This is a genomic window from Micromonospora lupini str. Lupac 08 (genome assembly GCF_000297395.2).
Taxonomy (GTDB): Bacteria; Actinomycetota; Actinomycetes; order Mycobacteriales; family Micromonosporaceae; genus Micromonospora; species Micromonospora lupini.
In genome coordinates this window covers 3,775,245-3,799,899 of record NZ_HF570108.1, presented here as the reverse complement: position 1 = coordinate 3,799,899, position 24,655 = coordinate 3,775,245, and the positions used below count along the sequence as shown (strand labels likewise).

Below are 24,655 nucleotides of genomic sequence, written 5' to 3'. Positions count from 1 at the left end.
CCCGCGAGCCCCCGCTCGCAGGCCGCCACCCCGGGCGCCGCGAGCCTTCGCTCGCAGGCCTCCACGGCACCGCGAGCCCTCCGCTCGCAGCCCGTCCCCAGACTTTCCCCCGTGATAGTGCAGCGCCGGACGAGGTGCTCACACCCGCGCCGCCGCCCCCTGGTGGTGTGGGTGTTCCTACCCCCGAAGGAGCTACCCCTCATGAACACGATCTTCCGTAAGAGCATGCTGTCGGTTGCTGGTCTCGCGTTCGCCGGTGGTGTCTTCGCCGGCCCGATCGCCGCCCACGCCGCCGCGCCCACGATGGACGCCAAGCCCGTCGCGGTCGCCGTGCGGACCGCGGCGCCGAAGCCGCAGGGCGACCAGTCGCACATCACCCTCAACGACGAGCAGACCGCCAACGCCAAGGCGATCATCGCCGCCACGAAGAAGGCCGGCCTGCCCGAACGCGCCGCCGTCATCTCCATCGCCACCAGCCTGCAGGAGTCGAAGCTGGAGAACCTGGGCCACCTCGGCGACGCCAACGACCACGACTCGCTGGGCCTGTTCCAGCAGCGCCCCACCAGTGGTTGGGGCACGCCGGAACAGATCACCAACCCCGAGTACTCCACCACCGCATTCCTCAAGGGCCTCAAGCAGGTCGACGGCTGGCAGGACATGCCCCTGACCGAAGCCGCGCAGACCGTGCAGGTCTCCGCGTACCCCGACGCGTACGCCCAGTGGGAGCAGCAGGCCACCGACCTGGTCGCCCAGCACTGGAACAGCTGACCCACCCGCACGACCCGACCGACTGGCCGGCACCCCACACCCGGGGGTGCCGGCCAGCGGCATGCCCAGCCCCGCCGATGCCCCATCTACGGCCACGGCCCGGCCGTACAGCATTTTCGACCCGCCTGCCGGTGAACCTTGGACAGTTTCCGTTCGGCCGGAATTGTGCGATCCGCCGACCTGCGCGGCGCGTACGTCCGTGCGGTACGGAGGCCCTGGCGGTGCGCGTACCCCCGGATTTTCAGTCGTGGTGACGGCGGAGGATGTCGATCAGGGCGGCGACGAGCGCGAGCGCGATGATCCCCGTGGCGAGCAGTAGCGATTTCTCGAAGGCCGACGTCCAGTTGCCGTGACTGTCGGCGAGCGAGGAGAAGAACATCGAGCCGACCGCGGCGATGCCGGCCGCCGTGCCGATGCGCTGTCCGGTCTGGAGCATGCCGGCCCCGCTGCCCGCCTGGGGGACCGGCACCTGGGCGAGGGTGAGTGTCTGGTTGGGGGCGATGACAAGTCCGCTGCCGATACCGGCGATGAGCAGCGGCGCGGCGGTGACCCAGGGTGCCGGGGCGTCCGGCGCGAGGCGGAGTGCGAGCACTGTCGCGGCCAGGCCGATCACCACGCCGAGCAGACCGATGGCGACCAGGGGGCGGCCGAAGCGGTTGACGATGCGTCCGCCCAGCGCGGACGCGGCGGCGGATCCGAGGGCGAACGGGGTGATGGCGAGACCGGCGACGAGTGCGCTGTAGCCGAGCCCGTTCTGCAGGAAGAGGGTGAAGATGAAGAAGATCGCGGTGAAGCCACCGAAGTAGATGAGCGCGATGAGCGATCCGAGTGTGTACGACTGGAAGGTGAACAGGCGCAGGTCGAACAGTGGTTCCTGGTGCCGCGCGTACCACCGTTCCCACAGCCCGAAGGCGACCAGCACCGCCAGGCCGGCCGGGATGAGCGCCCACTTCCACGGCGTACGCCACTGTTGTTCCTGCACGAGTGGCAGCAGGACCAGCACCACGCCGACGCCGAGCAGCAGCACACCGACCGGGTCGAGGCGGCGCCGACCGGGTTGCCCTTCGGGTCGGCCGGGCAGCAGTCGCCACCCGAGGATCACCGCGACGATGCCGACCGGTACGTTGACGAAGAAGACCCACCGCCAGCCGTGCTCCTCGCCGCCCAGGGCGATGAGCAGCCCGCCGAGCAGCGGCCCGACGGCGGTGGAGATGCCGATGGTCGCGCCGAGCAGCCCGAACGGGCGGGCTCGTTCCGGCCCGCGGAACAGCTGTTGGATCAACCCGATCACCTGCGGGTTGATGATGCCGGCGGCGGCGCCCTGAAGCAGCCGGGCGGCGACCAGCCAGGTGGGGGAGGTGGCCAGGCCGGCGAGCGCGCTGGTCAGGGTGAACAGCGCGATGCCGAAGACGAACGCGTTGCGTCGCCCGCGGAAGTCACCGAAGCGGCCGGCGGGTACGAGCACCAGCCCGAAGGTGAGCGCGTACCCGGAGAGGACCCACTGCAGGTCGCTCGGGGAGGCGTGCAGCGCGCGGTCGATGGACGGCACCGCGACGTTGACGATGCTCACGTCGAGCAGCGTCATGAACGCGGCGACCAGCCCGACCCCGACGGCCTGCCAGCGTCGGCGGTTCTCGGCCGCGTCGACCGGTTGCGGCTCGCGCGCCGCGCTCATGGTGCCCCCTGTTGACGGTCGATCATGCATCCCTGACCGCTACCCCGGCAGGCGGGGGCCAATCGTCCGGGGTCACGCCATCTGGCGGGCGCAGAATCGGGGGCCGAAGTCGAGGCCGGCCATCGGCGAGTCCTCGCGGTGCAGCAGGCCCTTCTCGGTGAGCTGGTGCAGGGGGGCGTGCACCTGCTCCTCGGTCAGTCCGGATCCTTCGGCGATCACGTCCGGATAGGGCACCTGGCCACGTGCTTCGAGGGCGGTGACCGCCTGGTACACCCGCTGCTCGACCTCCGACAGCTGCACGCGCTGCATGATCTCCTCCTTCAGCTCGTCCGCTCCGCGCGGACGGTCGCGACACGGCGGTTACCCCCTGCCTGACCGAAGATGCCCACTCGATCGGGCGGTTGGCAGGGCGGCGTGCCCGGACCGCGCGGCGGGAGGTGCCCTAGGCTGCAACGGTGATCGTCTGGGATCTCGTCGTCGTCGGCGCCGGCCCCGCCGGGCTCTCCGCGGCACATGCCGCGGCCCGCGCCGGCGTTCGTACGCTTGTTGTCGAGCGGGCCACGCATCCGCGGTACAAGACGTGCGGTGGTGGCCTGATCGGCACGTCGCTGGCGGCTGTGCGCGGCCGTATCGAGGTGCCCGCGCACGACCGGGTGGACCGGGTGACGTTCACCCGCGACGGTCGGCGCGAGTTCACCCGCCGCAACGGCAGTCCGGTGGTGACCATGGTGCGCCGCGAGGAGTTCGACGACCGGCTGCGCGCGGCGGCGGTCGCCGCCGGCGCGCAGATGCGCGAGCAGGTCGCGGTCCGCGCGATCGAGCAGGACCCCGAGGGGGTACGCCTGCGACTTGCCGACGGTACGACGATCGCGGCCCGCACGGTGATCGGCGCGGACGGCTCCTCGGGGGTGACCGCCCGACACGTGGGTGTGCGCTACCGGCAGGTGGATCTGGGGCTGGAGTTGGAGGTCCCGGTGCCGCCCGCCGAGCAGGAGCGGTGGCGCGGACGACTGCTGCTGGACTGGGGGGCGATGCCGGGCTCGTACGCCTGGGTGTTTCCGAAGGGCGACCGGCTGACCGTGGGGGTGATCGCGGGTCGCGGCGCGGGGGAGGGGACGCGCGCCTACCTGCGGGAGTTCGTCGACCGGTTGGGCCTGACCGGGCTGCCGGCCGAGCACGACTCGGGTCACCTGACCCGTTGCCGCGCGGAGGACTCCCCGTTGCGCAACGGCCGCGTGCTGGTGGTGGGGGACGCCGCGGGGCTGCTGGAGCCGTGGAGCCGCGAGGGCATCAGCTTCGCGCTGCGCTCCGGGGAGCTGGCCGGCGCGGCCGTTGCCGACGGTGATCTGGCCGGGTACGAGCGGGCGGTCGCCGAGCGCCTGACGCCGGAGATGCGGGCGGGGTTCCGTCTGCTCGACCTGTTCACCAGTCGCCCGGCGGTGTTCCACGCGCTGTTGGCGACGCCTCCGGGTTGGCGGATGTTCGTCCGTTTCTGTCAGGGCCGGGCGAGCTTCGACGACATGCTGCGACGTCGACCGATCCGGGCGGCGCTCGCGGTGCTGGACCGCCTGCCCGCCCCACGTCGACCGGCCACCAGCGTCCACCCCTGAACAGGCGGCGGCCCGCCCGCCTCTCGGTCTGCACCCGCCCGCGCCGATGGCGCACCGTATGCGGCCATACACCCAGGATCCTAGGATGCTTTACGCGGTGTGCCGGCCGCCGCACCCGAAGGTCGAGGCGACTGCCAACCGACAGACCGGTGCTGGGAAGCGCCCGCCGACGGACAATGACGGGGTAGGAGGGGGTGCCGATGGTCGAGCAACCGTTCACCGAGGACGAGTACGCGTTCCTGCGCCACATCCGGTTCGGGGAGCTGCCGCCCGCCGTTCGCCCGGACGAGCGCGTCGCGCTTACCGAGACCGATCCCGGGCGGGACCGGCCGGAGAAGGCCGAGGATCCGGTCCGCTGGAACGTGCAGGGCTGAGAGACGAGAAGGCGGGCCGGGGTGTCGCCACCCACGGCCCGCCGACGTACCGCGATCAGAAGACCGGGACGCCCTCGCGTACCAGTCGCCAGTTGGGCTGGAAGAAGTCGGACGGGTCGATCGTCCCCTTTGCCTGGGCCCAGTCGATGAGCAGCTGGCGGATCTCCTGCTGCTCGTTGTAGACCTGGGTCTTCACGATGCCGGGGAAGTTGCCGCCGCCGCTGCGCCGGTAGTTGTTCACCGCCACCACGAACTGCGCGTCGTCCGCGACGGGGGTGTCGGTGCCGGGCAGCACCAGTCGGGTGATCCGCTGGCCGACCGGCTTCGAGATGTCGATGTCGTAGTCCAGGCCGGCGATCACGTCGTAGTTGTAGTCCGGCACCGTCGAGTCGTTGATCTGCTCGGTGTCCACGGGGGCGCCCGGGGCGAGGGTCCGGAAGTACTTCGCCGAGTACTCCAGGTACGCGCGCACCTCGGCGCCGCTGAGCACGACGGCCTCCAGGGTGTTGTCGTACACGTAGAGCCCGGCCACGTCGCGGATCTTGACGTCCCCGGAGGGGAAGACCGCGGTGCGGCTGAACGGCGAGGCCTGCGACAGCACCGGCAGGTCGGCGTACGACGTGCCGGCCAGCGCCTTCGTGACGGTCTCGGCCTGGACGTGGTTGATGAAGTCCAGGATGGGGGTGTCCTTGTAGCGGGACTCCACGGCGGACATCTCCACCGTGGCCTGGGCCACCACCTGGTTCACGTACGCGATGGTCTTCTGGTGCTGCGCCCGCACGGCGGCCAGCACCTTCGGGTCCTCGACCACCGTGTTGGTGTTCAGCATGGTGGCGGCCTTCGTGGTGATCGTCCACCGGCCATGCTCGCGGGCGAGGGTGAAGTCCATCCGGGTCAGCCGCTGGCCCCACTTCGACGGCTCGGAGAGCAGCACCTGCGCCCCGGTCCGCTCGTTGGTGACGAACCGCTCGACCACCTCGTTGTGGGCGTGGCCGAAGAGGATCGCGTCGATCCCCGGTACCTGCTGGGCGATGAGCGCCACCGGGTTCTCGTTCGGCAGCTCCGGGCCGTAGCTGGAGGTGCCGCTGTCGCCGCCGTGCGCGGAGATGAGCACGAGGTCCGCGCCACGGGCCCGCATGATCGGCACCCACTTCGCGGCGGTCGCCACCATGTCGTCGAAGCGCAGCTTGCCCTCGACGTTGCCCCTGTCCCAGATGGCCACGCCGGGGTTGGTCAGCCCGAGGATGCCGACCCGCAGGGTCGGCGCGGCGAAGCCGAGGGAGACCTTCTTGATGACGTACGGCAGGAAGGCGGGCTTGCCGGTCTTCGCGTTGATCGCGTTCGCGGCGAGGGCCGGGAAGCCGAGCTGGCGGATCCACAGGTCCAGCAGCGGCAGGCCGTAGTTGAACTCGTGGTTGCCAAGCGTCACGGCGTCGTAGTCGATGACGTTCATGGCCCGGGCCATCGGGTGCTTCTCGCCGGTGGCGGTGATCGGCTCCTGCTTGGCGTAGTACGTGGCGAGGGGGGTGCCCTGGATGGTGTCGCCGGCGTCGAGCACGAGCGTGGCCCTGCCGCGCCGCTCGGCGCGGATCTGGTTGATCAGGGTCGCCAGCTTCGCGACGCCGATGTCGTTGTGCTTGCTGTCGTCGTACTCGGCGTCGCGGTAGTAGTCCCAGTTGTAGACGTTGCCGTGGGTGTCCGACGTGCCGAGCAGCGTGAGGTCCCAGGTGCGCGGCCGGGGCCTGCCGGCCGCCTGCGCCGGGGCGGCGGCGATCAGCGGGGCGGTCGCCGCCGCGGCGGCGGCGACGAGCACCTGGCGACGCGACGGACCGGATCCAGAGGTCATGACGTGCCTTTCCATGGGGGTGGACGCGCCTCGTGAGCGCCTGGCGCACCATAACCAGCGCCTGTCACTCCCGCCACGCCAGCCCCGGTTTCCGCAGCCTGTCGCCGGGTAGGGCGGTGGGGAACGGTTGTCGCGGGAGCGAACCCGCGCGGTGCGAGGAGATGTCGGTGAGCGAGGACCAGCACACCCAGCAGGACCCGACCAGCCAGTACGGCCAGCAGTCCGGTTCACCCGGTCAGCAGCAGGCGCCACCCGGCTCGACCGGGGAGATGACGCCGAAGCCGGACCACGGTGAGGAGTCGTACCGGGGCAGCGGGAAGCTCGACGGCAAGCGGGCGCTGATCACCGGTGGTGACTCGGGGATCGGCCGGGCCGTCGCTATCGCGTTCGCCCGGGAGGGCGCCGACGTGCTCATCTCCTACCTGAGCGAGGAGGAGGACGCCGACGCCCGGGAGACGATCCGGCTCGTCGAGGATGCCGGTCGGCGGGGCATCGCGGTCCGCGGCGACATCACCGACGAGGCGCACTGTCAGGAGCTGGTCGACCGGGCGGTGCGTGACCTGGGCGGCATCGACATCCTGGTGAACAACGCGGCGTACCAGATGTCGCAGGACAAGGGCATCCTCGGGATCAGCACCGAGCAGTTCGACCGGGTGCTCAAGACCAACCTGTACGCGCTGTTCTGGATGTGCAGGGCGACGATCCCGCACCTGGCGGAGGGGTCGGCGATCATCAACACGGCGTCGATCCAGGCGTTCGACCCGTCGCCGCAGTTGCTGGACTACGCCACCACCAAGGCGGGGATCGCGAACTTCACCAAGGCTCTCGCGGCCGGTCTCGCCGAGCAGGGGATCCGGGTCAACGCGGTGGCTCCCGGGCCGGTCTGGACGCCGCTGATCCCCTCCACGATGCCGAAGGAGAAGGTGCGGCAGTTCGGCACCGACACCCCGGAGGGTCGGCCGGGTCAGCCGGCGGAGCTGGCCCCGGCGTACGTCTTCTTCGCCTCCCAGGAGTCCAGCTACGTCACCGGCGAGATCCTGGGGGTCACCGGCGGTCGACCGACCAAGTGATCCGTGCCGCCGGGTGGTCGCCCGCGGGTGACCACCCGGCGGCACGGGTTCGTCGGCGGTGGGGTCAGCGGGGCCAGGTGGCGAAGCGTCGCCGTACCCGCGCGACGTCGTCGGCGCCCAGGCCGTAGCGGCCGAAACGCGTGTCGGAGAGCCGGTCGAGGTAGCGTCCGGCGGCTCGCACGTCGGCCGGGTCCAGTGCGGGGTCGACCTGCCGGGCGAGCACCAGCAGTTGCGTCACGTCGTAGTGCTCCAGCGCCGCGGCCACGTCGATGAAGTCCCGGACCTCCCGCCGGTTGACCAACGCAGCGATCTTGTTGGCGACCAGGTCGCGCACGTCCATCACCGGGCCGAGGTCCATCACCACCGGGCTCTGCTGCCGATCGAGGCGGGCGAGGCTGAGCCGGATCTGTCGTCCGTCGCGGCTCACCACGAAGTCCTTCATGTCCTGGCCGTACCCGTCGAACAGGTCGGCGAGCTCGCTGTCCGGGTCGGCGTCGGTGACGGTGAACCCGGCCCGCTCGAGCGCGACGCGCACCCCGGCGGTGGCCGCCGCGGCAGCGCCCTCGACGTCGGCGAAGAGGTCCACGTCCTCGGTCGGCCGGGCGACCAGGCCGTGCGCGGCCCAGGCCACCCCGCCACCCAGCACGAACCGGTACGGCCCGGCGGCGGTCAACGCCACCCGGGCCACCTCCCGGTAGAACTCGTGCAGGTGTGGTGCGATCACGCCGCGCGCAGGCCGCGGTGCCGGCTCTCCCAGGCGAGGCGGACGCCCCGGGGGAGGTTGAGCAACCGCCAGACCCGGCGCAGTGTCCGCCCGTTGATCAGGTTGCGCAGGTCGTCGGCGCTGGTGGTCTCGCGCAGCACGTTCTCGTACATCCAGAGCAGTTGGTCGGGGTCGCCGAGGTCGAAGGTGCGCTCGGCGTTCCACATCAACCGCACCGGCAGCTCGACGACGCCCCGGGTGGGGCCGGTCAGCTCGGTGAGGGTGCGCGCCACGACGGCCGGACGACCCGGGCGGGCCAGGAAGGCCACGCCGGTCGCGGTGGGCGAGACGGCCTGCATGCTGTCAGGGTAACCCCCGCCGGTCCCGGTGTCGCTCAGCTACGTTCCTCGGCCCGCGCGGCGGGCTGGAACGAGGAGCGCGCGCCGGCGGTGATGAGTTCTCGCGCCCGCGGCCGTCATACCTACGACGGGACACGACGAGACGGGAGCGGGACGTGACGAGTGCGGACACGCGGGAGCAGGTGGGCGTGGGTGGTCTGGGTGGAATCGACGAGTCGGCGTTCGCGGGGCTGACGGCTCGGCACCGGCGGGAGCTGCACGTGCACTGTTATCGGATGCTCGGTTCGTTCGAGGACGCCGAGGACGCCGTGCAGGAGACGCTGCTTCGTGCGTGGCGGCGGCGGGAGACCTTCGCCGGGCGGTCGTCGTTGCGGGCCTGGCTGTACCGGATCGCCACGAACGCCTGCCTGGACCTGCTCGCCAGGTACCGTCCGGAGCCGGCGACGGGTGGTGAGGTGCGGTGGTTGCAGCCGTACCCGGACCGGCTGCTCGACGAGCTGCCGGCGGGCGACGCGGACGAGCCGGAGAGCCTCGCGGTGGCGCGGGAGACGATCGAGCTGGCGTACCTGGTGGCCGTTCAGCACCTCGCGCCGCGCCCACGGGCCGTGCTGATCCTGCGGGACGTGCTGGGCTGGCCGGCGAGGGACGTCGCGGAGCTGCTCGGAGACTCGGTCAACTCGGTGAACAGCGCGCTGCAACGGGCCCGTGCCGGGATGCGCGAGCACCTGCCCGCCGAGCGGCAGGACTGGACCGGCGGTGACGGGGACGCGCAGACACGCGAGCTGGTGCGCCGCTTCACCGACGCGAGCGTGGCCAAGGACGTCGACGGACTGGCCGCGATGCTGCGCGACGACGTCCGCTGCGCGATGCCGCCCACCCCCGGCCTGTACGTCGGCCGCGATGCGGTGCTGCACGACTGGGTCGAGGACGGCTTCGCGGACCTGGGGCGTCTGCGGGCCGTCCCGACCGCCGTGAACCGGCAGCCCGCCGTCGCCTTCTACCTGTGGCGGGAGTCCGAGGACGCGTACCTGCCGCTGACCATCGACGTCCTGCGCATCGCCGGCGGGGCGGTCGCCGAGATCGTCATCTTCCACGACGACCAGTTCCCGCTGCTCGGGCTGCCGCAGCGCCTGCCCGCGGACGGTGCACAGTGACCGCCGCGGCCCGGACCGGCCGTGTCGGCCGACTCCGCGGGCTCGCCGGCACCGGCGTCCTCGCCACGCTCGCGGCGATGGTGGTCACCACCGTCGCCGCCGCGCTCGCCCGGGCCGTTGGCGTCGACTTCGAGGTCCCCGCTGGTGGTGAGGCGATCCCGCTGCCCGGGTTCGCCGTGGTGACCGGATTCTTCTCGGTCGTGGGCGTCGTCATCGCCGTCGCTCTGCTGCGGTGGAGCCCGCGTCCGGCCGAGCGGTTCCTGTGGACGGCGGTGTCGCTGACCGCGATCTCGCTGGTCCCGCCCCTGGTCTGCGGGGCGAACGCCGCCACCGTCGTCACCCTCGTCGGGCTGCACCTCGTCGCCGCGGCGGTGCTGGTCCCGGCCGTGACGTGGAGACTGCGCGCCCGCGCCGACTGACCGTCCGCAATCCCGGCGCCCCCTCGATTCGCGAAGACTCCTCGTCTGACCTATGTTCGTGGGGTCGCTCGCGTGGGAGGGGGTGTCGGGGATGGGTCTGCGGACGTTCATCGAGGGTTGGCCGGTGTATCGGCAGCTCACCGGCACCGACCCGTTGGGCCGGGGCGCGGCGGCCAAGTCGGCGCGCTCGGCCGGTCTGACCGCTCGCACCGAGGCCGCCGAGAGCGTGGCCCGGTCCGTCTGCCCGTACTGCGCCGTGGGGTGTGGCCAGCGGGTGTACGTCGCCGACGGGCAGGTCACGCAGATCGAGGGTGATCCGGACAGTCCGATCTCGCGGGGTCGGTTGTGTCCGAAGGGCGCGGCGAGCAAGAGCCTGGTGACCAGTCCGTTGCGACAGACGACGGTTCGCTACCGGCGGCCGTACTCGACCCAGTGGGAAGACCTGGACCTCGACACCGCGCTCGACATGATCGCCGACCGGATGCTCGCCGCCCGCGAGCAGACCTGGGAGGACGCCGACGAGCAGGGCCGGCCGCTCAACCGGACACTGGGTTTCGCCAGTCTGGGTGGGGCGACGCTGGACAACGAGGAGAACTACCTCATCAAGAAGTTGTTCACCGCGATGGGGGCGCTCCAGATCGAGAACCAGGCCCGTATTTGACACTCCGCCACCGTCCCCGGTCTGGGGGCCAGCTTCGGTCGTGGCGGTGCGACGGATTTCCAGCAGGACATCGCCAACGCTGACGTCATCGTCATCCAGGGTTCGAACATGGCGGAAGCGCACCCGGTGGGTTTCCAGTGGGTGATGGAGGCCAAGCGTCGTGGGGCGAAGGTGTTCCACGTCGATCCGCGGTTCACGCGTACGAGCGCGGTGGCGGACGCGTACCTGCCGATCCGGGCGGGCACCGACATCGCCCTGCTCGGCGGCGTGGTGCGCTACATCCTGGACAACGAGCTGGACTTCCGCGAGTACGTGCTGGCCTACACCAACGCGGCGACGATCGTCAGCGAGCGGTTCAGCGACACCGAGGACGGCGACGGCTTCTTCTCCGGCTTCGACCCGGAGACCGGCACCTACGTGCAGGACAGCTGGCAGTACGAGGGCAACGAGGACTCGTCGGGCAGTGGGCACACGGCCAAGGAGCGCGACAGTGCGTCCGGGCTGGAGCACGAGTCGCACGGCGCGCGTGTCGACGGGGACACCCCGCGGGACGAGACGTTGCAGCATCCGCGCTGCGTCTACCAGATCCTCAAGCGGCACTTCTCCCGCTACACGCCGGAGATGGTGGAGCGGGTCTGCGGCATCCCGCAGGACAAGTTCCTGGAACTGGCCCAGGCGTGGACGGCCAACTCCGGCCGGGACCGCACCGGGATGCTGATCTACTCGGTGGGCTGGACGCAGCACAGCGTCGGCGTGCAGTACATCCGTACCGGGGCGATCATCCAGTTGCTGCTGGGCAACATGGGCCGCCCGGGTGGCGGGGTCATGGCGCTGCGCGGGCACGCCAGCATCCAGGGCTCCACGGACATTCCGACGCTGTTCAACCTGCTGCCCGGCTATCTGCCGATGCCGCACCACGCCGACCACCCGACGTTCGACGAGTGGGTGGACAGCATCCGGCACCCCGGCCAGAAGGGCTTCTGGGGTAACGCGGAATCGTTCGCGGCCAGCCTGCTCAAGGCGTACTGGGGGGACGCGGCGACGCCGGAGAACGACTACTGCTACGGCTACCTGCCGCGGCTGACCGGCGACCACGGCACCTACCAGCAGGTGCTCAACATGATCGACGGGAAGATCAAGGGGTACTTCCTGCTCGGGCAGAACCCGGCGGTCGGCTCGGCACACGGGCGCGCGCAGCGACTGGGGATGGCCAACCTGGACTGGCTTGTCGTCCGCGACCTGTTCATGATCGAGAGCGCGACGTTCTGGCAGAACGGGCCCGAGGTGGCCACCGGCGAGATCGTGCCCGAGGAATGCCGAACCGAGGTGTTCTTCCTGCCCGCCGCCTCGCACGTGGAGAAGGAGGGCACGTTCACCCAGACGCAGCGCCTGTTGCAGTGGCGGGAGAAGGCCGTCGAGCCGCCGGGCGACGCCCGCTCGGAGCTGTGGTTCTTCTACCACCTCGGCCGCAGGCTGCGCGAGAAGCTGGCCGCCTCGTCGCTGCCGCGCGACCGGGCGCTGCTCGACCTCACCTGGGACTACCCCACGCACGGTCCGCGCGAGGAGCCGAGCGCCGAGTCGGTCCTGCGCGAGATCAACGGGTACGACGTGACGACCGGCCGACCGCTGTCCAGTTTCGCCGAGGCCCGTGCGGACGGCTCGACAGCTATCGGCTGCTGGATCTACACCGGCGTGTACGCCGACGGCGTCAACCAGGCCGCCCGCCGCAAGTCCCGACACGAGCAGGACTGGGTGGCCGCCGAGTGGGGCTGGGCCTGGCCGGCGAACCGCCGCATCCTCTACAACCGTGCCTCGGCCGACCCGGACGGCAACCCGTGGAGCGAGCGCAAGCGCTACGTGTGGTGGGACGCGGAGAAGGCCGAGTGGACCGGCTACGACGTGCCGGACTTCGAGAAGACCAAACCGCCGTCGTACCGGCCGCCGGCCGGCGCGTCCGGGCCGGAGGGCATCGCCGGTGACGATCCGTTCGTCATGCAGGGCGACGGCAAGGGCTGGCTGTACGCGCCCAGCGGTGTGCTGGACGGTCCGTTGCCGACGCACTACGAGCCGGTGGAGTCGCCGGTGCGCAACCCGCTCTACCGGCAGCAGGCCAACCCGACCCGCAAGTCGTACGCGCACCCGGTCAACTCGGTCAACCCGAGCCCGCCGGAGGAGCACAGCCAGGTCTTCCCGTACGTGTTCACGGTCAGCCGGCTCACCGAGCACCACACCGCCGGCGGGATGAGCCGCACGGTGCGCCCGTTGGCCGAGTTGCAGCCGGAGATGTTCGTCGAGGTGTCGCCGGAGTTGGCCGCGGAGGCCGGGTTGGCGCACCTGGGGTGGGCGCACCTGATCAGCGGGCGCGCGGTCATCGAGGCGAAGGTGCTGGTGACCGACCGACTCACTCCGCTGCGGGTGGACGGCCGCGTCATCCACCAGGTCTGGGTGCCGTACCACTTCGGTTTCGAGGGTCTGGTGACCGGCGACTCGGCAAACGACCTGTTCGGCATCACCCTCGACCCGAACGTCCTCATCCAGGAGAGCAAGATCGGTACCTGTGACGTCCGGTCGGGCCGCCGGCCCACCGGGAAGGCGTTGCTCGACCTGGTCGCCGACTACCAGCGGCGCGCCGGGATCACACCGGGCGGACACGCGCCGGCCGTCACCACCGACCAGGACGTGGAGGGGCGCGATGGTTCCTGATCCGAACAGCCTCTACGGGCCGCTCGATCCGGCGCCGGACGCCGGTTACGAGGATGCGCCGCCGCGGATGGGGTTCTTCACCGACACGAGCGTGTGTATCGGGTGCAAGGCGTGTGAGGTGGCCTGCAAGGAGTGGAACGGCGTTCCGGGAAGCGGTCTGGATCTGCTGGGCATGTCGTACGACAACACCGGGGCGTTGACCGCGAACTCGTGGCGACACGTCGCGTTCATCGAGCAGCCACGCCCGACGGGGCACGGCGCAGCGGCGTTCGCGGGCACACCGACCGGCGCGACGGTCAGCGCGGCGTCGGCGGCCCTCGCCGCCGGCACCGCCGGCCCGACCGGCACCGACCCGGGTCTGCCGCCCGGGTCACCGTCGGCCGCCGCCCGCATGGTCAACGGCACCCCGACCGACGGAGAGCCGGCCTCCGGCGGCCCGGGTAGCCGGGTCGACGTGCTCGGCGATCCGGTCGCCGCGCGCGAGCCCAGCGCACACCCCACCGTCACGCGCGACAGCCCCACCCGGACCAACGGCGGCGCGGGTCCGCAGTTCCTGGGGATGCCGGGTGGGCAGCCGCCGGGGCGGGGGACCGGTGTGGAGCAGCGGTCGGATTTTCGGTGGTTGATGATGTCGGATGTGTGCAAGCACTGCACGCATGCGGCCTGCCTGGACGTATGTCCGACGGGGTCGTTGTTCCGCACGGAGTTCGGGACGGTGGTGGTGCAGGAGGACATCTGCAACGGCTGCGGTTACTGCATTTCGGCCTGCCCGTACGGGGTGATCGATCAGCGTAAGGACGATGGTCGGGCGTGGAAGTGCACGCTGTGCTACGACCGGTTGGGTGCGGGGATGACGCCGGCGTGTGCGCAGGCGTGTCCGACGGAGTCGATCCAGTACGGGCCGCTGGAGGAGTTGCGGGAGCGGGCTGCGGCGCGGGTGCAGACGTTGCAGGAGCGGGGTGTGCCCGAGGCGCGGTTGTACGGGCACGACCCGAACGACGGCGTCGGTGGTGATGGGGCGTTCTTCCTGCTGCTGGACGAGCCGGAGGTGTACGGGCTGCCACCGGATCCGGTGGTGACGACGCGGGACCTACCGGCGATGTGGAAACGCGCCGGCCTCGCCGCGCTGGCCATGACGGCGGCGACCGTCGCCGCGTTCGTCGTCGGAGGATCCTCGTGAGCGCACACCGCCCCGAGGTGGGCGACCGGTTCCGCCGTTTCCGCGACCGGCTGGCCGCACCGGATCCACGGCGGGCGACACCGAGCGGGCACGACGCCGCGACGAGCGGTGCCCCGGCCGACGCCACGACCGGCCTGACGCCGCGCAATGGCAGCGGCAACGGCAGCGGACGTCAGGCCGGGACCGTCGAGCCGGACAGCCGACGGCCTCGTCGTCGGGGCGGTCGCCGTGGTGGCGGCGAGGAGCTGCGGGTGCCGGAGGCGACGTTCACCTCGTACTACGGCCGGCCCATCCTCAAGGCGCCGGTGTGGAAGTGGGACATCGCCGCGTACCTGTTCACCGGTGGGCTGGCCGCCGGCTCGTCGCTGCTCGCCGCGGGAGGGCAGCTCACCGGCCAGCCGGTGCTGCGCCGCGCCGGCCGGGTCACCGCGCTCGCCGCCGTGAGCGCCAGCGCCGTCTTCCTGATCCGGGACCTGGGCCGGCCCGAGCGGTTCCACCACATGCTGCGGGTGGCCAAGCCGACCTCGCCCATGTCGGTGGGCACCTGGATCCTCACCGTGTTCGGGCCGGCCGCCGGAGTGGCGGCGGTCGCCGAGGCCGCCGGCTGGCTGCCCCGGCGCGGTCCGCTCGGGTTGGTCGGCCGGGCGCTGCCGCCGGTCGGGCACGCCGCGGGGCTCGTCGCCGCCGCCACCGCGCCGGCGCTGGCCACGTACACCGGGGTGCTGCTCGCCGACACGGCGGTGCCGTCGTGGCACGAGGCGTACCCCGAGTTGCCTGTCATCTTCGCGGGCAGCGCGCTGGCCAGCGGCGCCGCCGTGGGGCTGCTCGCCGCGCCGCCGGCGCAGGCCGGGCCGGCCCGCCGGATGGCGGTGGCCGGCGCGGCCCTGGAACTGTTCGGCGCGCACCGGGTGGAGACCCGCCTGGGGTTGCTCAGCGAGCCCTACCGGTCGGGGCGCCCCGGTCGGCTGCTGCGCGCCGCTCGGCTGCTGACCGTCGCCGGCGCGGCCGGGGCGCTGCTCGGGCGGCGCAGCCGCGCGGCGGGCGCGTTGGCCGGGGCCGCGTTGCTGGGCGCGTCGGTGGCCACCCGGTTCGGCATCTTCTACGGCGGCGTCGCGTCGGCGCGCGATCCGCGCTACACGGTGGTGCCGCAACGCGAGCGGGTGAACGCGGCGCGGACCGGGGCGGATCCGGCGGCTGACTGAGCGGCGGCTCCGCCGTTGTGATCGAATGTCCGACGGAGGCGTTCAGGCGGCTGGTGCCCCTCCCGGTCTTCAAAACCGGTGTGGTCCGGGACCCGGGCCAGGCGGGTTCGATTCCCGTCCGTCTCCGCCAACGGCGGCAGGAGTGACGTGATGCGCGACGGCAGCGTGGACCCGCGACGCCGGGTGCCCCGCACCGACACCCTGCTCGCCGACCCGCGGCTGGCCGCGGCCGTCGCGACCCTCGGCCGGGACCGCGTCAAGGCCGCCGTCGTCCACGCGCAGGAGCGGGCCCGCCGCGGTGAGATCGCGCCCGACGAGGTCCGCGACGCCGCGCTCGCCGGACTGCCCGCCCCGGGTCCACGCACGGTGCTCAACGCCACAGGCGTCGTGCTGCACACCAATCTGGGCCGGGCGCCGCTGTCACCCACCGCCGTCGCCGCCGTCGCGGCGGCCACCGGGCACACCGACGTCGAGCTGGACCTGCGCACGGGCCGGCGGGCGCGTCGCGGCCGGGACGCGCTCGACGCCCTGGCCGCCGCCGTGCCGGCCGCCGCCGCCGTGCACGTGGTCAACAACGGCGCCGCCGCGCTGGTGCTGGCCGCCACCGCGTTGGCCGCCGGCCGGGAGATCGTGGTCAGCCGCGGCGAACTGGTCGAGATCGGCGACGGTTTCCGCCTGCCGGACCTGCTGGAGAGCACCGGCGCCCGCCTGCGTGAGGTGGGCACCACCAACCGCACCACGCTCGACGACTACGCCGCGGCCGTCGGCCCGCAGACCGGGTTCGTGCTCAAGGTGCACCCGTCGAACTTTCAGATCACCGGCTTCACCTCGGCCACACCGGTACGCCAACTGGCCACGCTCGACGTGCCTGTCGTCGCCGACATCGGCTCCGGGCTGCTCGCGCCGGATCCGCTGCTGCCCGACGAACCGGACGCCGCCGGCACCCTGCGCGCCGGCGCGGCCCTGGTCACCGCGAGCGGCGACAAGTTGCTCGGCGGCCCCCAGGCCGGCCTGCTGCTCGGCGACGCCACCCTTGTCGAACGGCTGCGCCGCCACCCGCTGGCCCGGGCGCTGCGCGTGGACAAACTGACCCTGGCCGCGCTGGCCGCCACCCTGCACCGCCCGGACACGCCGACGCGTACCGCGCTGCACGCCGACCCGGCCGCCCTGCGCCGCCGGGTGGAGCTGCTGCGTGACCGCCTCGGCGCGGACGGCCGCAAGGCGGAGGTCGTCCCGGCGGTCGCCGTGGTCGGCGGCGGCGGCGCCCCCGGCGTCGAGCTGGACTCGTGGGTGCTGAGCCTGCCCGAGCGGTACGCCGTGCCGCTGCGCACCGGCGACCAACCGGTGCTCGGCCGGGTGGTGCGGGGCCGGCTCCTGCTCGACCTGCGCTGTGTGCCCGTCGACGCCGACGAGGCGGTCCTGGCGGCCGTGCTGCGCGTTCCCGGGGACGACTGAGCATGTTCGTCGTCGCCACCGCCGGGCACGTCGACCACGGCAAGTCGACGCTGGTCCGGGCGTTGACCGGGATGGAACCGGACCGGTGGGCCGAGGAACGCCGCCGAGGCATGACCATCGACCTGGGTTTCGCCTGGACGACGTTGCCGTCCGGCGCCACCATCGCCTTCGTCGACGTGCCCGGGCACGAACGGTTCGTGCCGAACATGCTCGCGGGCGTCGGCCCGGTGCCCGCCGCGATGCTCGTGGTCGCCGCCGACGAGGGGTGGATGCCGCAGTCCGCCGAGCATCTGGCGGCGCTCGACGCGCTCGGCGTCGGGCACGGCCTGCTGGTGGTGACCCGCGCGGACCTGGCCGACCCCGCGCCGGCGGCGGAACGCGCCCGCGCCGAGATCGCGGCGAGCAGCCTCGGTGCGGTGGAGACGGTGGCGGTCAGTGGACTGACCGGCGCCGGCCTGCCGGAGCTGCGGGCCGCGCTGGACCGGCTCGCCGCCCGGCTGCCCGCCCCCACCGTGGACGACCCGGTGCGTCTCTGGGTGGACCGCAGCTTCACCGTGCGGGGCAGCGGCACCGTCGTCACCGGCACCCTGGGCGCCGGCCGGTTGCGCGTCGGCGACGTGCTGGAGCTGGCCGGGGCCGAGGAGACGGTCCGGGTTCGGGGCCTGCACTGCATGGGCGAGGCCCGTCCGGAGGTGGCGGCAGTGGCCCGGGTCGCGGTCAACCTGCGCGGTACGCCCCGGGACCGGCTCGGCCGCGGCGACGCGCTGCTCACCCCGGGCCGGTTCCACCGTACCGACGTCATCGACGTGCGGCTCACCGGCGACCCGGCCGTCGACCTGCCCGCCACCCTCACCCTGCACGTGGGGTCGGCGGCGGTGCCGGTGCGCGTGCGCCCGCTCGGCGCGGACACCGTCCGGCTGCGACTGGCCCGCCCGCTGCCGCTGCTGGTCGGAGACCGGGCGTTGCTGCGTGACCCCGGCCGACACCACGTGACCGGCGGCGTACGGGTCCTCGACGTGGCGCCGCCGCCGCTGTCGCGGCGAGGTGCGGCCGCCGCCCGCGCGACGGTCCTCGCCGACCTCGACGGTCGACCCGACCTGGCCGGTGAGCTGCGCCGCCGTCGTCTGGTCCGGGTCGGCGCGCTGCGGCGGATGGGCGTGCCGGTGCAGGCCACGCCGGTGGCCGGTGACTGGCTGGCCGACCCCGCGCACTGGCAGCGGCTGGGCGAGCAGCTCACCGAGGAGGTCGGCCGGTACGCGCGGGAGCATCCGTTGGAGCCGGGCATGCCCGTGGACGCGCTGCGTCAACGCCTCGCCCTGCCCGACCGGGCGCTTGTCGAGGCGCTGATCCGCCCGCCGCTGCGGGTCCACGGCGGGCGGATCGGCACGCCCGCCGTCGACACCCTGCCGGAACCGGTGGCCCGGGCCGTGCAGCGCGTCCGCGCCGAGTACGCCGACCGGCCGTTTCGCGCCCCCGAGGCGGACCGCCTCGTCGACCTGGGCCTGGGCCCCCGGGAGATCGGAGCGGCGGTACGCGCCGGCGCGCTGCTGCGGCTTGCCGACACCGTGGTGCTGCTGCCCGACGCGCTCGACGCGGCGGTGACCGTGCTGGCCGGGCTGCCCCAGCCGTTCACCCTGTCCGCGGCCCGGCAGGCGTTGGACACCACCCGCCGGGTGGCGGTGCCGCTGCTGGAGTTGCTGGACCGTCGCGGTGCCACCCGCCGCCTACCCGACGACGCCCGGGTCGTCGTCACCTGAACAAGCGGCGGCACGCGGGCCTGTCGTGTTCGTACGCTCGTCGCGGTGCCCGGCGCGTTGGGCGGCCCGCCCGCGTTCGCAGGCGGCGGCCCAGGCCGGGAGCTGGCCGTGACGTGGCGTGACGGCGGTAGAAGCACCACCTGTCCTACCCGGGCCCTTTGCTCTGCTTCAACGGACGCAACAGTTACGCAGGGCGATACTCGCCGATCTTGTGTCGACGACGGCGAGGCGAGCTTTCGCCTGCTCAGGGTCGGTGTTGCGTCCGTTGAAGCAGAGCAAAGGGGCGGAGTGGGGTGGGGGTACCCGACCCGAGCCAAACACTGAGTCACCGAGTGGTGACCGATGAAGTGGTGACACCGAGCGACGTTGAAAGGCGCGCGGCGGGTGACCGGCGACGGATGCGTGACGTGTTGCGGCGTCCTCGGGGCTGACGGGAGTGTGACCGGCTGCCATGGTGGGGGGATGGTCGAGCTGCCCCCGGCCCCGTCGCGGCCGTCCGGTGGCCGGTGGCGGGCCCTCGTCCCGGTCGCGTTGCGCTGGGCGTTGCCGGTGCTGTGGGTGCTGTGGGCGTCGCTGGCCTGGTGGGTGGAGCCGCGTGAGACGACGGCAGCGCAGCTTGACCGGGATCTGGCGGCCGGCCGGGTGGTGACCTACCAGCGGGCGTCGGGCTGGGTCGACGACGACGCGTACTGGGGCAGCCGTCCGCAGCCGCGATACGACACGCAGGGCGAGATGCTCGCCTGGAGCGTGCCGAGCGGCCGAATCCGGTACGCCTTCGGCGAGCCGCCCGATGCGCAGTCGCACCCCGGCGGGCCGGAATCGACGGAGCTGCCCGCCGGGTTGGACGCGAGACTCGCTGCGGTGGCGGGGCCGTGGCAGAGCGCCGGCGCTGCGGCGCACCGGATCGCCGACGCAGCCGGGCTGCTCGCCGGCGCGGTGACCCTGCTGTGGCTGGTTCGGCTGGTCGGCGGCGCTCCACCGTTGGTCGGCACCCGCTGGTTCTGGTACTGGATCGGGCTCCTCCCGTTCGGGGTGGGTGTGCTGGCCTGGTCGTACCGCGAGATGTGGAGACCACCCTCGGCGCCGCCGCCCGACCGCGGCTCGGGGTGGCGCGGTGTCGGTTGGTTGCTGCTCGCCGGGATCGGCATCGCCGCGTTGGTGTCCGCCGCGCGTGCGCTGCTCGGCGTCGCGGTGGTGCCGGGCTGATCCCGGTGCCGGGCTAACCTGCCCCCGGACCGTCGGTGGTCACCTACGGTGACGCCATGGACCCTTCGGCGGTCTGGCGGGACCGGCAGCACCGGTGGCGGATCGAGGCGTACCGCGCGCCGGACCTGCGGTTCGCCATCTACGCGACAAACGGCCCCACCGAGTCGGTGCCGCTGTGGCTGTTCGGCATGTCGGCGCTGGCCCGCTGGTTGATGACTCACGCCATCTCGCTGGACGACCTGGAGGTCGACTGAGCGCCCGGACGGCCGGAACGGGACCCGGAGCCGGGCGCGCTGCGGTTAGGTGACCTGAGGCGGTCAACGGGGGTGCGCGGTGGGCGGTCAGCTGGGGCAGGTGGCGCTGGTGGCCGTGCTGGTGCTTGTCAACGCCGCGCTCTCCGGCAGCGAGATGGCGCTGGTGACGCTGCGGGAGGGGCAGCTGCGACGGTTGGGGCGGCGGACCCGCGCCGGTGACCGGCTGGTCCGGCTCTCCCGGGACCCGAACCGCTACCTGGCCACCATCCAGCTCGGCATCACCCTGGCCGGGTTCCTCGCCTCGGCGGCCGCGGCGGTGTCGCTCGCCCAGCCGCTGGTCGGCCCGCTGGGCTTCCTCGGCGCGGCGGCCCGCCCGGCCGCGGTGCTGCTGGTGACGGTGGCGCTGACCTTCGTCACGTTGGTGCTTGGCGAGTTGGCGCCCAAGCGGCTGGCCATGCAGCGTGCCGAGCGGTGGGCGTTGCTCAGCGCCGGGCCGCTGGACCTGCTCGCCCGGGTGTCGCGCCCGGCGGTGTGGCTGCTCAGTTGGGCCACCGACCGGGTGGTCCGACTGGCCGGCGGGGACCCTCGGGCCAGCCGGGAGGAGATGACCGAGGAGGAGCTGCGGGAGATGCTTGTCAGTCAGCGTGGCCTGTCGGCGCAGCAGCGGGAGATCCTGACCGGCGCGTTCGACATCGCCGGTCGGACGCTGCGGGAGATCCTGGTGGCCCGCCGGGAGGTGACCACGCTGCCGACCGACCTGGCTGCCGACGAGGGGGTACGCCTGCTGGCCGTCGCGGGCCGGTCCCGCGCCCCGGTGACCGGCCCCGGCGGGCTCGACGAGGTGATCGGCGTGGTGCACATCCGCGATCTGGTGCGGGCCGGCGCCGGGACGGTGGGGGAGCGGGTCCGGTCGCCGTTGCTGCTGCCGGTCACCCTGCCGGTGGCCGACGCGCTTCGCCGGTTGCGCCAGGAACACCAGCAACTCGCCCTCGTCGTCGACGAGCACGGCGGCATCGACGGCATCGTCACGCTGGAGGACCTGCTGGCCGAGGTCGTCGGCGAGCTGTACGACGAGACCGACCGCGACGTGCGCGGCGTGGTCCGGGAGCCGGACGGGTCGCTGCTGGTGACCGGTGACTTCCCCCTGCACGACCTGCCCGACCTGGGGGTGCGACTGAGCTTCCCGCTCTCGCGGGAGTACACGACGGTGGCCGGCCTGGTGCTGGCACGGTTGGGTCACCTGCCGGGTGAACCGGGCGAGACCGTGCGGTTGCCCGGATTGACCATCGAGGTGGTGGAGGTCGCCGACCGGGCGGTGCGGCGGGTGCGGCTGAGTGGGTTCGTCCCGGAGCGTTGACCGTGTCGCCCGGACGGGGGACAGGACGCCCGAAAAGGCCCGGCCTGCCTGCCCCGCCTCCTACCGTGCGGTACGTGAAGGACCGAGGGTTGCGTACGTTCGTCACCGTGCTCGCCGGCCTCGCGGTGATCTACTTCGGCAGCGCCGGCCGCAGCCCCGAGGAGGGCCGTGGCATCTCCGGCGGGGTGGTCGTCCTGGCGCTGCTCGCCGCGCTCGGCGTGTGGTACCTGACGCGGCCGGGAGACAAGACCGTCAAGTGAGCGCCTCACCCGGCGGCGACGCGGGTGACCTCGCCGGCGGACTCCTCGCCGAGCGCCACCCGGACCAGCGCCGAGGCGAGCCGGCCGAAGTCCGGTTCGTCGACCAGCCCGGCCAGTCGGTCCGGTGAGCCGGGCAGGCCCAGCCGCTTCGCGCCGGCGAGGGCCCGACGGTCGGCGTACGGACGCAGGTCCGACCACACCGTCTGGGCCTCCCGCAGGTAGATGTCCGCGCCGGTGGGCCCGATGCCGGGGAACTCGGTGAGCCGTCGGCGCAGCCCGGACGGGTCGCCCTGAGCGTCGCGGTGCAGCCGCCGCAGGTCGCCGTGCCAGCGGTCCAGACACAGCCGGGCGCCGGTGCCGAGCATGGTGGCGGTGCGCTCGTCGTAGCGGCGGTAGTGACCGCGGCCCAGCGCGTCGACCCGCTGCTGCCAGGTCGCCGCCTCCATCGCCTGCGGTGTGCGGTAGCCGGCCGCGAACAGCTCCCGCGCGGCGTCGACCGCCACGCACGCCCGGATCCGGGTGCTCAGCAGGGTGGCCAGCACCAGCAGCTGGTACAGCGGACCGGGACGGTCGGCGAGCCGGATCCCGGCCTCCTCGGCGTACGTGTGGCTGCGTCGGTCCAGCAGGACCCGCACCACCGCTCGGTCGTCACCCACACTCGCTGCGTACCCGCCCTGGGCGCGGCTAGCCCTGCGGGCGCGGGGCGGGACCGGAATGCCGTCCGGCCGGACGGGTATGCCCCCGGCGGAGGCGGTCGACACCGCCTGCCGTACCGGGAGGGAGACACCAGTGGTCAACCCGCAGCAGGAGGAGTTCCGGCGTAACGCCAAGGGAGCGACGAGTCAGGACAGCAAGGGGCCCCAGCCGGCCGGGCATCCGCTCAACCGTGGCTCGTCGCGCGGAGACGCCGGTCGGCCGGTGCCCAAGGGCCAGGTGTCGCCGTACGGCCCGGCGGGTGAGCCGGTCGCCGAGGACGACAGCGACACCCGGTCCTAACGGTCGCGACCTGACGGCCGCCGCAACCTGTTCCAGGTGGCGGCGGCCGTCAGTCCGTACGCCAGGTGCGGGATGATGTCGGAGATCCAGTCGGAGCGCCGCCACGTGCGCGGGTCGCTGATCCCCAGCACCGTGATGGACCCGTCGGTCATCGCCATCACGCCGGCGCCGAGCACGCCGGTGGCCATCGGCAGGGGCTGGCGCCGACCACCGGCGTACGCCGCGAACGCCACGCCGGCGGCGATGCCCAGCCCGTAGCCGACGAGGGCCCCGAGCCCCGAGCGGCGGTTCGCCGCCCGGGGCCCCGACCCCAGGTCCAGGTGCGCGATGCCGGCCAGCCGGTCGACGGTCTGTTCGGGCGTGCTGCTCGCCGGCCGTGCCCGCAGGGCGATGTCCAGATAGCCGACGACGTTGAGCGCGGTGCTGCCGACGGCGCCCGCGATGGCGCCGTCGGCCAGGTCGACCCCCCTCACTTCGGGTCGCCCGGTTCGCGTTCACTCTTGGGGCCGTAGGTGCGCTCGCCGCGTACGACGCCCCGTTGGCCGCGATCCTCCTGCAGGATCCGGTTCGCGACCTGGTTGGCCTTGCCGTCGGGCACCCGGCGTCCCGAGTCGTCGATCGCGTTGCGCATCCGCGCGCGCTGCTTGTCGTACGCGTTGCTGCCCGGCCGTGGTCCTGGCATCTGCTGCCTCCTTCGTCGCCGTTGGCGTACCGCGGCCGTCTACCCGTCTGGCGGCGGGCCAACCCCGCCCGGTCAGCGGGGGCCGCGGACCACGGCGACCGGGCAACGGGCGTGGTGCAGCACCGACTGGCTCACCGACCCCAGCAGCAAGCCGGTCACCTCGCCGCGCCCCTGCCCCCCGACGACCATGAGTTGGGCGTCGCCCGACGCCTCCGCGAGGACCGCGCCGGCGCGGCCGTGCGTCGCCCGGCAGGTCAGCCGCAGCCCCGGGTGGCGTTCGGTAAGCCCGTCCAGCCAGCCGGTGAGCATCCGTTCCTGCTCGCCGTGCAGCTGCGCCTCGTCGTACACCAGGGGTTGCATGTCACCGGGGCCGCTGCTGCCGGGATGCCGGTAGGCGTGCACGGCGCGCAGCGGCACGCCGCGCGCCAGTGCGGTCTCGGCGGCGAAGTCGGCGGCGAGCCGGGACGCCGCCGAACCGTCGATCGCCACCACCACCGGCTCGTCCGCCCGTTCGTCGCCGCGGGCCACCAGCACCGGGCAGTCGGCGTACGCGCAGACCTGCACCGCCACCGAGCCGACGACAAGCGCGGAGAAGCCGCCCAGCCCGCGGTCGCCGAGGACGACGAGCGCGGCGGTGGGGGACTCGCCGACCAGGACCGCTGCCGCCTCGCCGTCGATGATCTCACCGGAGACCGTCAGCCCGGGCGCGGTCGCCTCGGCCTCGGTCACCGCGGCGGCGACCAGCTCCCGGGCCCGCTGGCGCAGTCCGGCGCCGGGCGGCGCGTCGGGCGTGGGGGAGGCGGGCACGTGCAGCAGCGGCCAGATGAACCCGTGCACCACCCGCAGCGGCCGGTGCCGGCGGACGGCCTCGGTGGCGGCCAGGCGCACCGCGCGCAGGGACGGTTCCGAGCCGTCCACGCCGACCACCACCGCCGCCGAGTTCACCGCCCACCTCCCGCCGGGC

The 24,655-nt window shown here is 73.1% G+C and carries 24 protein-coding genes, 1 tRNA gene and 1 pseudogene; 17 read left to right on the top strand and 9 right to left on the bottom strand.

The window, feature by feature from the left end:
• Positions 1-201: 201 nt before the first annotated feature.
• Complete coding sequence (locus tag MILUP08_RS18580) at positions 202-768, top strand: hypothetical protein (protein ID WP_007460407.1); 567 nt, start codon at positions 202-204, stop codon at positions 766-768.
• A gap of 241 nt (positions 769-1,009) precedes the next feature.
• Here MILUP08_RS18580 and MILUP08_RS18575 read toward each other — a convergent pair whose 3' ends face one another.
• The gene (locus MILUP08_RS18575; RefSeq protein WP_039906251.1) at positions 1,010-2,473 is read right to left on the bottom strand and encodes an MFS transporter; all 1,464 of its coding nucleotides are present in this window, start codon (positions 2,471-2,473) and stop codon (positions 1,010-1,012) included.
• A gap of 42 nt (positions 2,474-2,515) precedes the next feature.
• Positions 2,516-2,752 carry a hypothetical protein gene (locus tag MILUP08_RS18570; RefSeq protein ID WP_007460402.1) on the bottom strand — a complete coding sequence of 79 codons (237 nt, stop codon included), beginning with the start codon at positions 2,750-2,752 and terminating at the stop codon, positions 2,516-2,518.
• A 146-nt stretch (positions 2,753-2,898) separates the two neighbouring features.
• On the opposite strand from MILUP08_RS18570, the gene MILUP08_RS18565 reads away from it, so the two are divergent.
• Both MILUP08_RS18565 and MILUP08_RS35970 read left to right on the top strand, forming a co-directional pair.
• On the top strand, positions 2,899-4,053 hold the full coding sequence (locus MILUP08_RS18565; RefSeq protein ID WP_007460400.1) for a geranylgeranyl reductase family protein: 1,155 nt from the start codon (positions 2,899-2,901) through the stop codon (positions 4,051-4,053).
• Positions 4,054-4,253: 200 nt separating this feature from the next.
• Positions 4,254-4,427: a hypothetical protein gene (locus tag MILUP08_RS35970; protein WP_007460398.1), complete on the top strand. Its 174-nt coding sequence runs from the start codon at positions 4,254-4,256 to the stop codon at positions 4,425-4,427.
• Positions 4,428-4,482: 55 nt separating this feature from the next.
• Here the strand turns inward: MILUP08_RS35970 and MILUP08_RS18555 are convergent, their stop codons facing one another.
• Entirely contained in the window at positions 4,483-6,273 is a 1,791-nt protein-coding gene (locus tag MILUP08_RS18555) for a bifunctional metallophosphatase/5'-nucleotidase (protein WP_007460396.1), read from the bottom strand.
• Positions 6,274-6,440: 167 nt separating this feature from the next.
• Here MILUP08_RS18555 and MILUP08_RS18550 point away from each other — a divergent pair, with 167 nt between their 5' ends.
• Positions 6,441-7,343, top strand: a complete 903-nt coding sequence (locus MILUP08_RS18550; protein WP_007460394.1) for an SDR family oxidoreductase — start codon at positions 6,441-6,443, stop codon at positions 7,341-7,343.
• Between the two features lie 64 nt (positions 7,344-7,407).
• On the opposite strand, the gene MILUP08_RS18545 is transcribed toward MILUP08_RS18550, so the two are convergent.
• Positions 7,408-8,067, bottom strand: a complete 660-nt coding sequence (locus MILUP08_RS18545; protein ID WP_007460392.1) for a nucleotidyl transferase AbiEii/AbiGii toxin family protein — start codon at positions 8,065-8,067, stop codon at positions 7,408-7,410.
• The gene (locus MILUP08_RS18540; RefSeq protein WP_007460391.1) at positions 8,064-8,405 is read right to left on the bottom strand and encodes a hypothetical protein; all 342 of its coding nucleotides are present in this window, start codon (positions 8,403-8,405) and stop codon (positions 8,064-8,066) included. Before MILUP08_RS18540 ends, MILUP08_RS18545 begins: the two co-directional genes overlap by 4 nt.
• A gap of 155 nt (positions 8,406-8,560) precedes the next feature.
• Between MILUP08_RS18540 and MILUP08_RS18535 the strand changes: the two genes are divergently transcribed.
• The 12 genes and pseudogenes from MILUP08_RS18535 to MILUP08_RS18480 all read left to right on the top strand — a co-directional run bounded on the left by MILUP08_RS18535 (position 8,561) and on the right by MILUP08_RS18480 (position 22,013).
• Positions 8,561-9,559, top strand: coding sequence for an RNA polymerase subunit sigma-70 (locus MILUP08_RS18535; RefSeq protein ID WP_007460389.1), 999 nt, complete (start codon positions 8,561-8,563; stop codon positions 9,557-9,559).
• On the top strand, positions 9,556-9,978 hold the full coding sequence (locus MILUP08_RS18530; RefSeq protein ID WP_007460387.1) for a DUF6069 family protein: 423 nt from the start codon (positions 9,556-9,558) through the stop codon (positions 9,976-9,978). Before MILUP08_RS18535 ends, MILUP08_RS18530 begins: the two co-directional genes overlap by 4 nt.
• 91 nt (positions 9,979-10,069) lie before the next feature.
• Positions 10,070-13,312: pseudogene (fdh, locus tag MILUP08_RS18520) on the top strand (formate dehydrogenase); the annotation flags it as partial.
• A gap of 19 nt (positions 13,313-13,331) precedes the next feature.
• Positions 13,332-14,522, top strand: coding sequence for a 4Fe-4S dicluster domain-containing protein (locus tag MILUP08_RS18515; protein ID WP_007460382.1), 1,191 nt, complete (start codon positions 13,332-13,334; stop codon positions 14,520-14,522).
• Entirely contained in the window at positions 14,519-15,724 is a 1,206-nt protein-coding gene (nrfD, locus tag MILUP08_RS18510; RefSeq protein ID WP_007460380.1) for an NrfD/PsrC family molybdoenzyme membrane anchor subunit, read from the top strand. The genes MILUP08_RS18515 and nrfD overlap by 4 nt, the downstream gene beginning before the upstream one ends.
• Positions 15,725-15,758: 34 nt before the next feature.
• Positions 15,759-15,854 (top strand) — tRNA-Sec (locus MILUP08_RS35695).
• A gap of 20 nt (positions 15,855-15,874) precedes the next feature.
• The gene (gene selA / locus MILUP08_RS18505; protein ID WP_007460378.1) at positions 15,875-17,179 is read left to right on the top strand and encodes an L-seryl-tRNA(Sec) selenium transferase; all 1,305 of its coding nucleotides are present in this window, start codon (positions 15,875-15,877) and stop codon (positions 17,177-17,179) included.
• A gap of 2 nt (positions 17,180-17,181) precedes the next feature.
• On the top strand, positions 17,182-18,936 hold the full coding sequence (gene selB, locus MILUP08_RS18500) for a selenocysteine-specific translation elongation factor (RefSeq protein WP_007460376.1): 1,755 nt from the start codon (positions 17,182-17,184) through the stop codon (positions 18,934-18,936).
• Positions 18,937-19,398: 462 nt separating this feature from the next.
• Positions 19,399-20,142 (top strand): hypothetical protein, encoded by a 744-nt coding sequence (locus tag MILUP08_RS18495; protein WP_007460373.1) that lies wholly within the window; start codon positions 19,399-19,401, stop codon positions 20,140-20,142.
• A gap of 56 nt (positions 20,143-20,198) precedes the next feature.
• The gene (locus MILUP08_RS18490) at positions 20,199-20,396 is read left to right on the top strand and encodes a hypothetical protein (RefSeq protein ID WP_030327722.1); all 198 of its coding nucleotides are present in this window, start codon (positions 20,199-20,201) and stop codon (positions 20,394-20,396) included.
• A 79-nt stretch (positions 20,397-20,475) separates the two neighbouring features.
• Entirely contained in the window at positions 20,476-21,753 is a 1,278-nt protein-coding gene (locus MILUP08_RS18485; protein WP_007460370.1) for a hemolysin family protein, read from the top strand.
• A gap of 74 nt (positions 21,754-21,827) precedes the next feature.
• Positions 21,828-22,013: a hypothetical protein gene (locus tag MILUP08_RS18480; RefSeq protein WP_039908288.1), complete on the top strand. Its 186-nt coding sequence runs from the start codon at positions 21,828-21,830 to the stop codon at positions 22,011-22,013.
• A 5-nt stretch (positions 22,014-22,018) separates the two neighbouring features.
• Here MILUP08_RS18480 and MILUP08_RS18475 read toward each other — a convergent pair whose 3' ends face one another.
• Positions 22,019-22,669, bottom strand: coding sequence for an HhH-GDP family DNA glycosylase (locus MILUP08_RS18475; protein ID WP_007460367.1), 651 nt, complete (start codon positions 22,667-22,669; stop codon positions 22,019-22,021).
• A 133-nt stretch (positions 22,670-22,802) separates the two neighbouring features.
• On the opposite strand from MILUP08_RS18475, the gene MILUP08_RS18470 reads away from it, so the two are divergent.
• Positions 22,803-23,009, top strand: a complete 207-nt coding sequence (locus MILUP08_RS18470) for a hypothetical protein (RefSeq protein ID WP_007460366.1) — start codon at positions 22,803-22,805, stop codon at positions 23,007-23,009.
• On the opposite strand, the gene MILUP08_RS18465 is transcribed toward MILUP08_RS18470, so the two are convergent.
• From MILUP08_RS18465 to MILUP08_RS18455, 3 genes are all read right to left on the bottom strand, one after another.
• On the bottom strand, positions 23,006-23,482 hold the full coding sequence (locus MILUP08_RS18465; protein WP_007460365.1) for a hypothetical protein: 477 nt from the start codon (positions 23,480-23,482) through the stop codon (positions 23,006-23,008). The genes MILUP08_RS18470 and MILUP08_RS18465 overlap by 4 nt on opposite strands.
• Positions 23,479-23,691 carry a hypothetical protein gene (locus MILUP08_RS18460; protein WP_007460364.1) on the bottom strand — a complete coding sequence of 71 codons (213 nt, stop codon included), beginning with the start codon at positions 23,689-23,691 and terminating at the stop codon, positions 23,479-23,481. Before MILUP08_RS18460 ends, MILUP08_RS18465 begins: the two co-directional genes overlap by 4 nt.
• Positions 23,692-23,763: 72 nt before the next feature.
• A complete protein-coding gene (locus tag MILUP08_RS18455; RefSeq protein WP_007460363.1) occupies positions 23,764-24,636 on the bottom strand; it encodes a universal stress protein in 873 nt (290 codons plus the stop codon).
• Between the last annotated feature and the right edge of the window lie 19 nt (positions 24,637-24,655).

Coding starts and splice junctions, on each gene's coding strand:
- MILUP08_RS18540 (WP_007460391.1), bottom strand. CDS start 8,405: ATGCAGGCCGTCTCGCCCACCGCGACCGGCGTGGCCTTCCTGGCCCGC.
- MILUP08_RS18570 (WP_007460402.1), bottom strand. CDS start 2,752: ATGCAGCGCGTGCAGCTGTCGGAGGTCGAGCAGCGGGTGTACCAGGCG.
- selB (WP_007460376.1), top strand. CDS start 17,182: ATGTTCGTCGTCGCCACCGCCGGGCACGTCGACCACGGCAAGTCGACG.
- MILUP08_RS18555 (WP_007460396.1), bottom strand. CDS start 6,273: ATGACCTCTGGATCCGGTCCGTCGCGTCGCCAGGTGCTCGTCGCCGCC.
- MILUP08_RS18495 (WP_007460373.1), top strand. CDS start 19,399: ATGGTCGAGCTGCCCCCGGCCCCGTCGCGGCCGTCCGGTGGCCGGTGG.
- MILUP08_RS35970 (WP_007460398.1), top strand. CDS start 4,254: ATGGTCGAGCAACCGTTCACCGAGGACGAGTACGCGTTCCTGCGCCAC.
- MILUP08_RS18580 (WP_007460407.1), top strand. CDS start 202: ATGAACACGATCTTCCGTAAGAGCATGCTGTCGGTTGCTGGTCTCGCG.
- MILUP08_RS18490 (WP_030327722.1), top strand. CDS start 20,199: ATGGACCCTTCGGCGGTCTGGCGGGACCGGCAGCACCGGTGGCGGATC.
- MILUP08_RS18575 (WP_039906251.1), bottom strand. CDS start 2,473: ATGCATGATCGACCGTCAACAGGGGGCACCATGAGCGCGGCGCGCGAG.
- MILUP08_RS18515 (WP_007460382.1), top strand. CDS start 13,332: ATGGTTCCTGATCCGAACAGCCTCTACGGGCCGCTCGATCCGGCGCCG.
- MILUP08_RS18460 (WP_007460364.1), bottom strand. CDS start 23,691: ATGCCAGGACCACGGCCGGGCAGCAACGCGTACGACAAGCAGCGCGCG.
- selA (WP_007460378.1), top strand. CDS start 15,875: ATGCGCGACGGCAGCGTGGACCCGCGACGCCGGGTGCCCCGCACCGAC.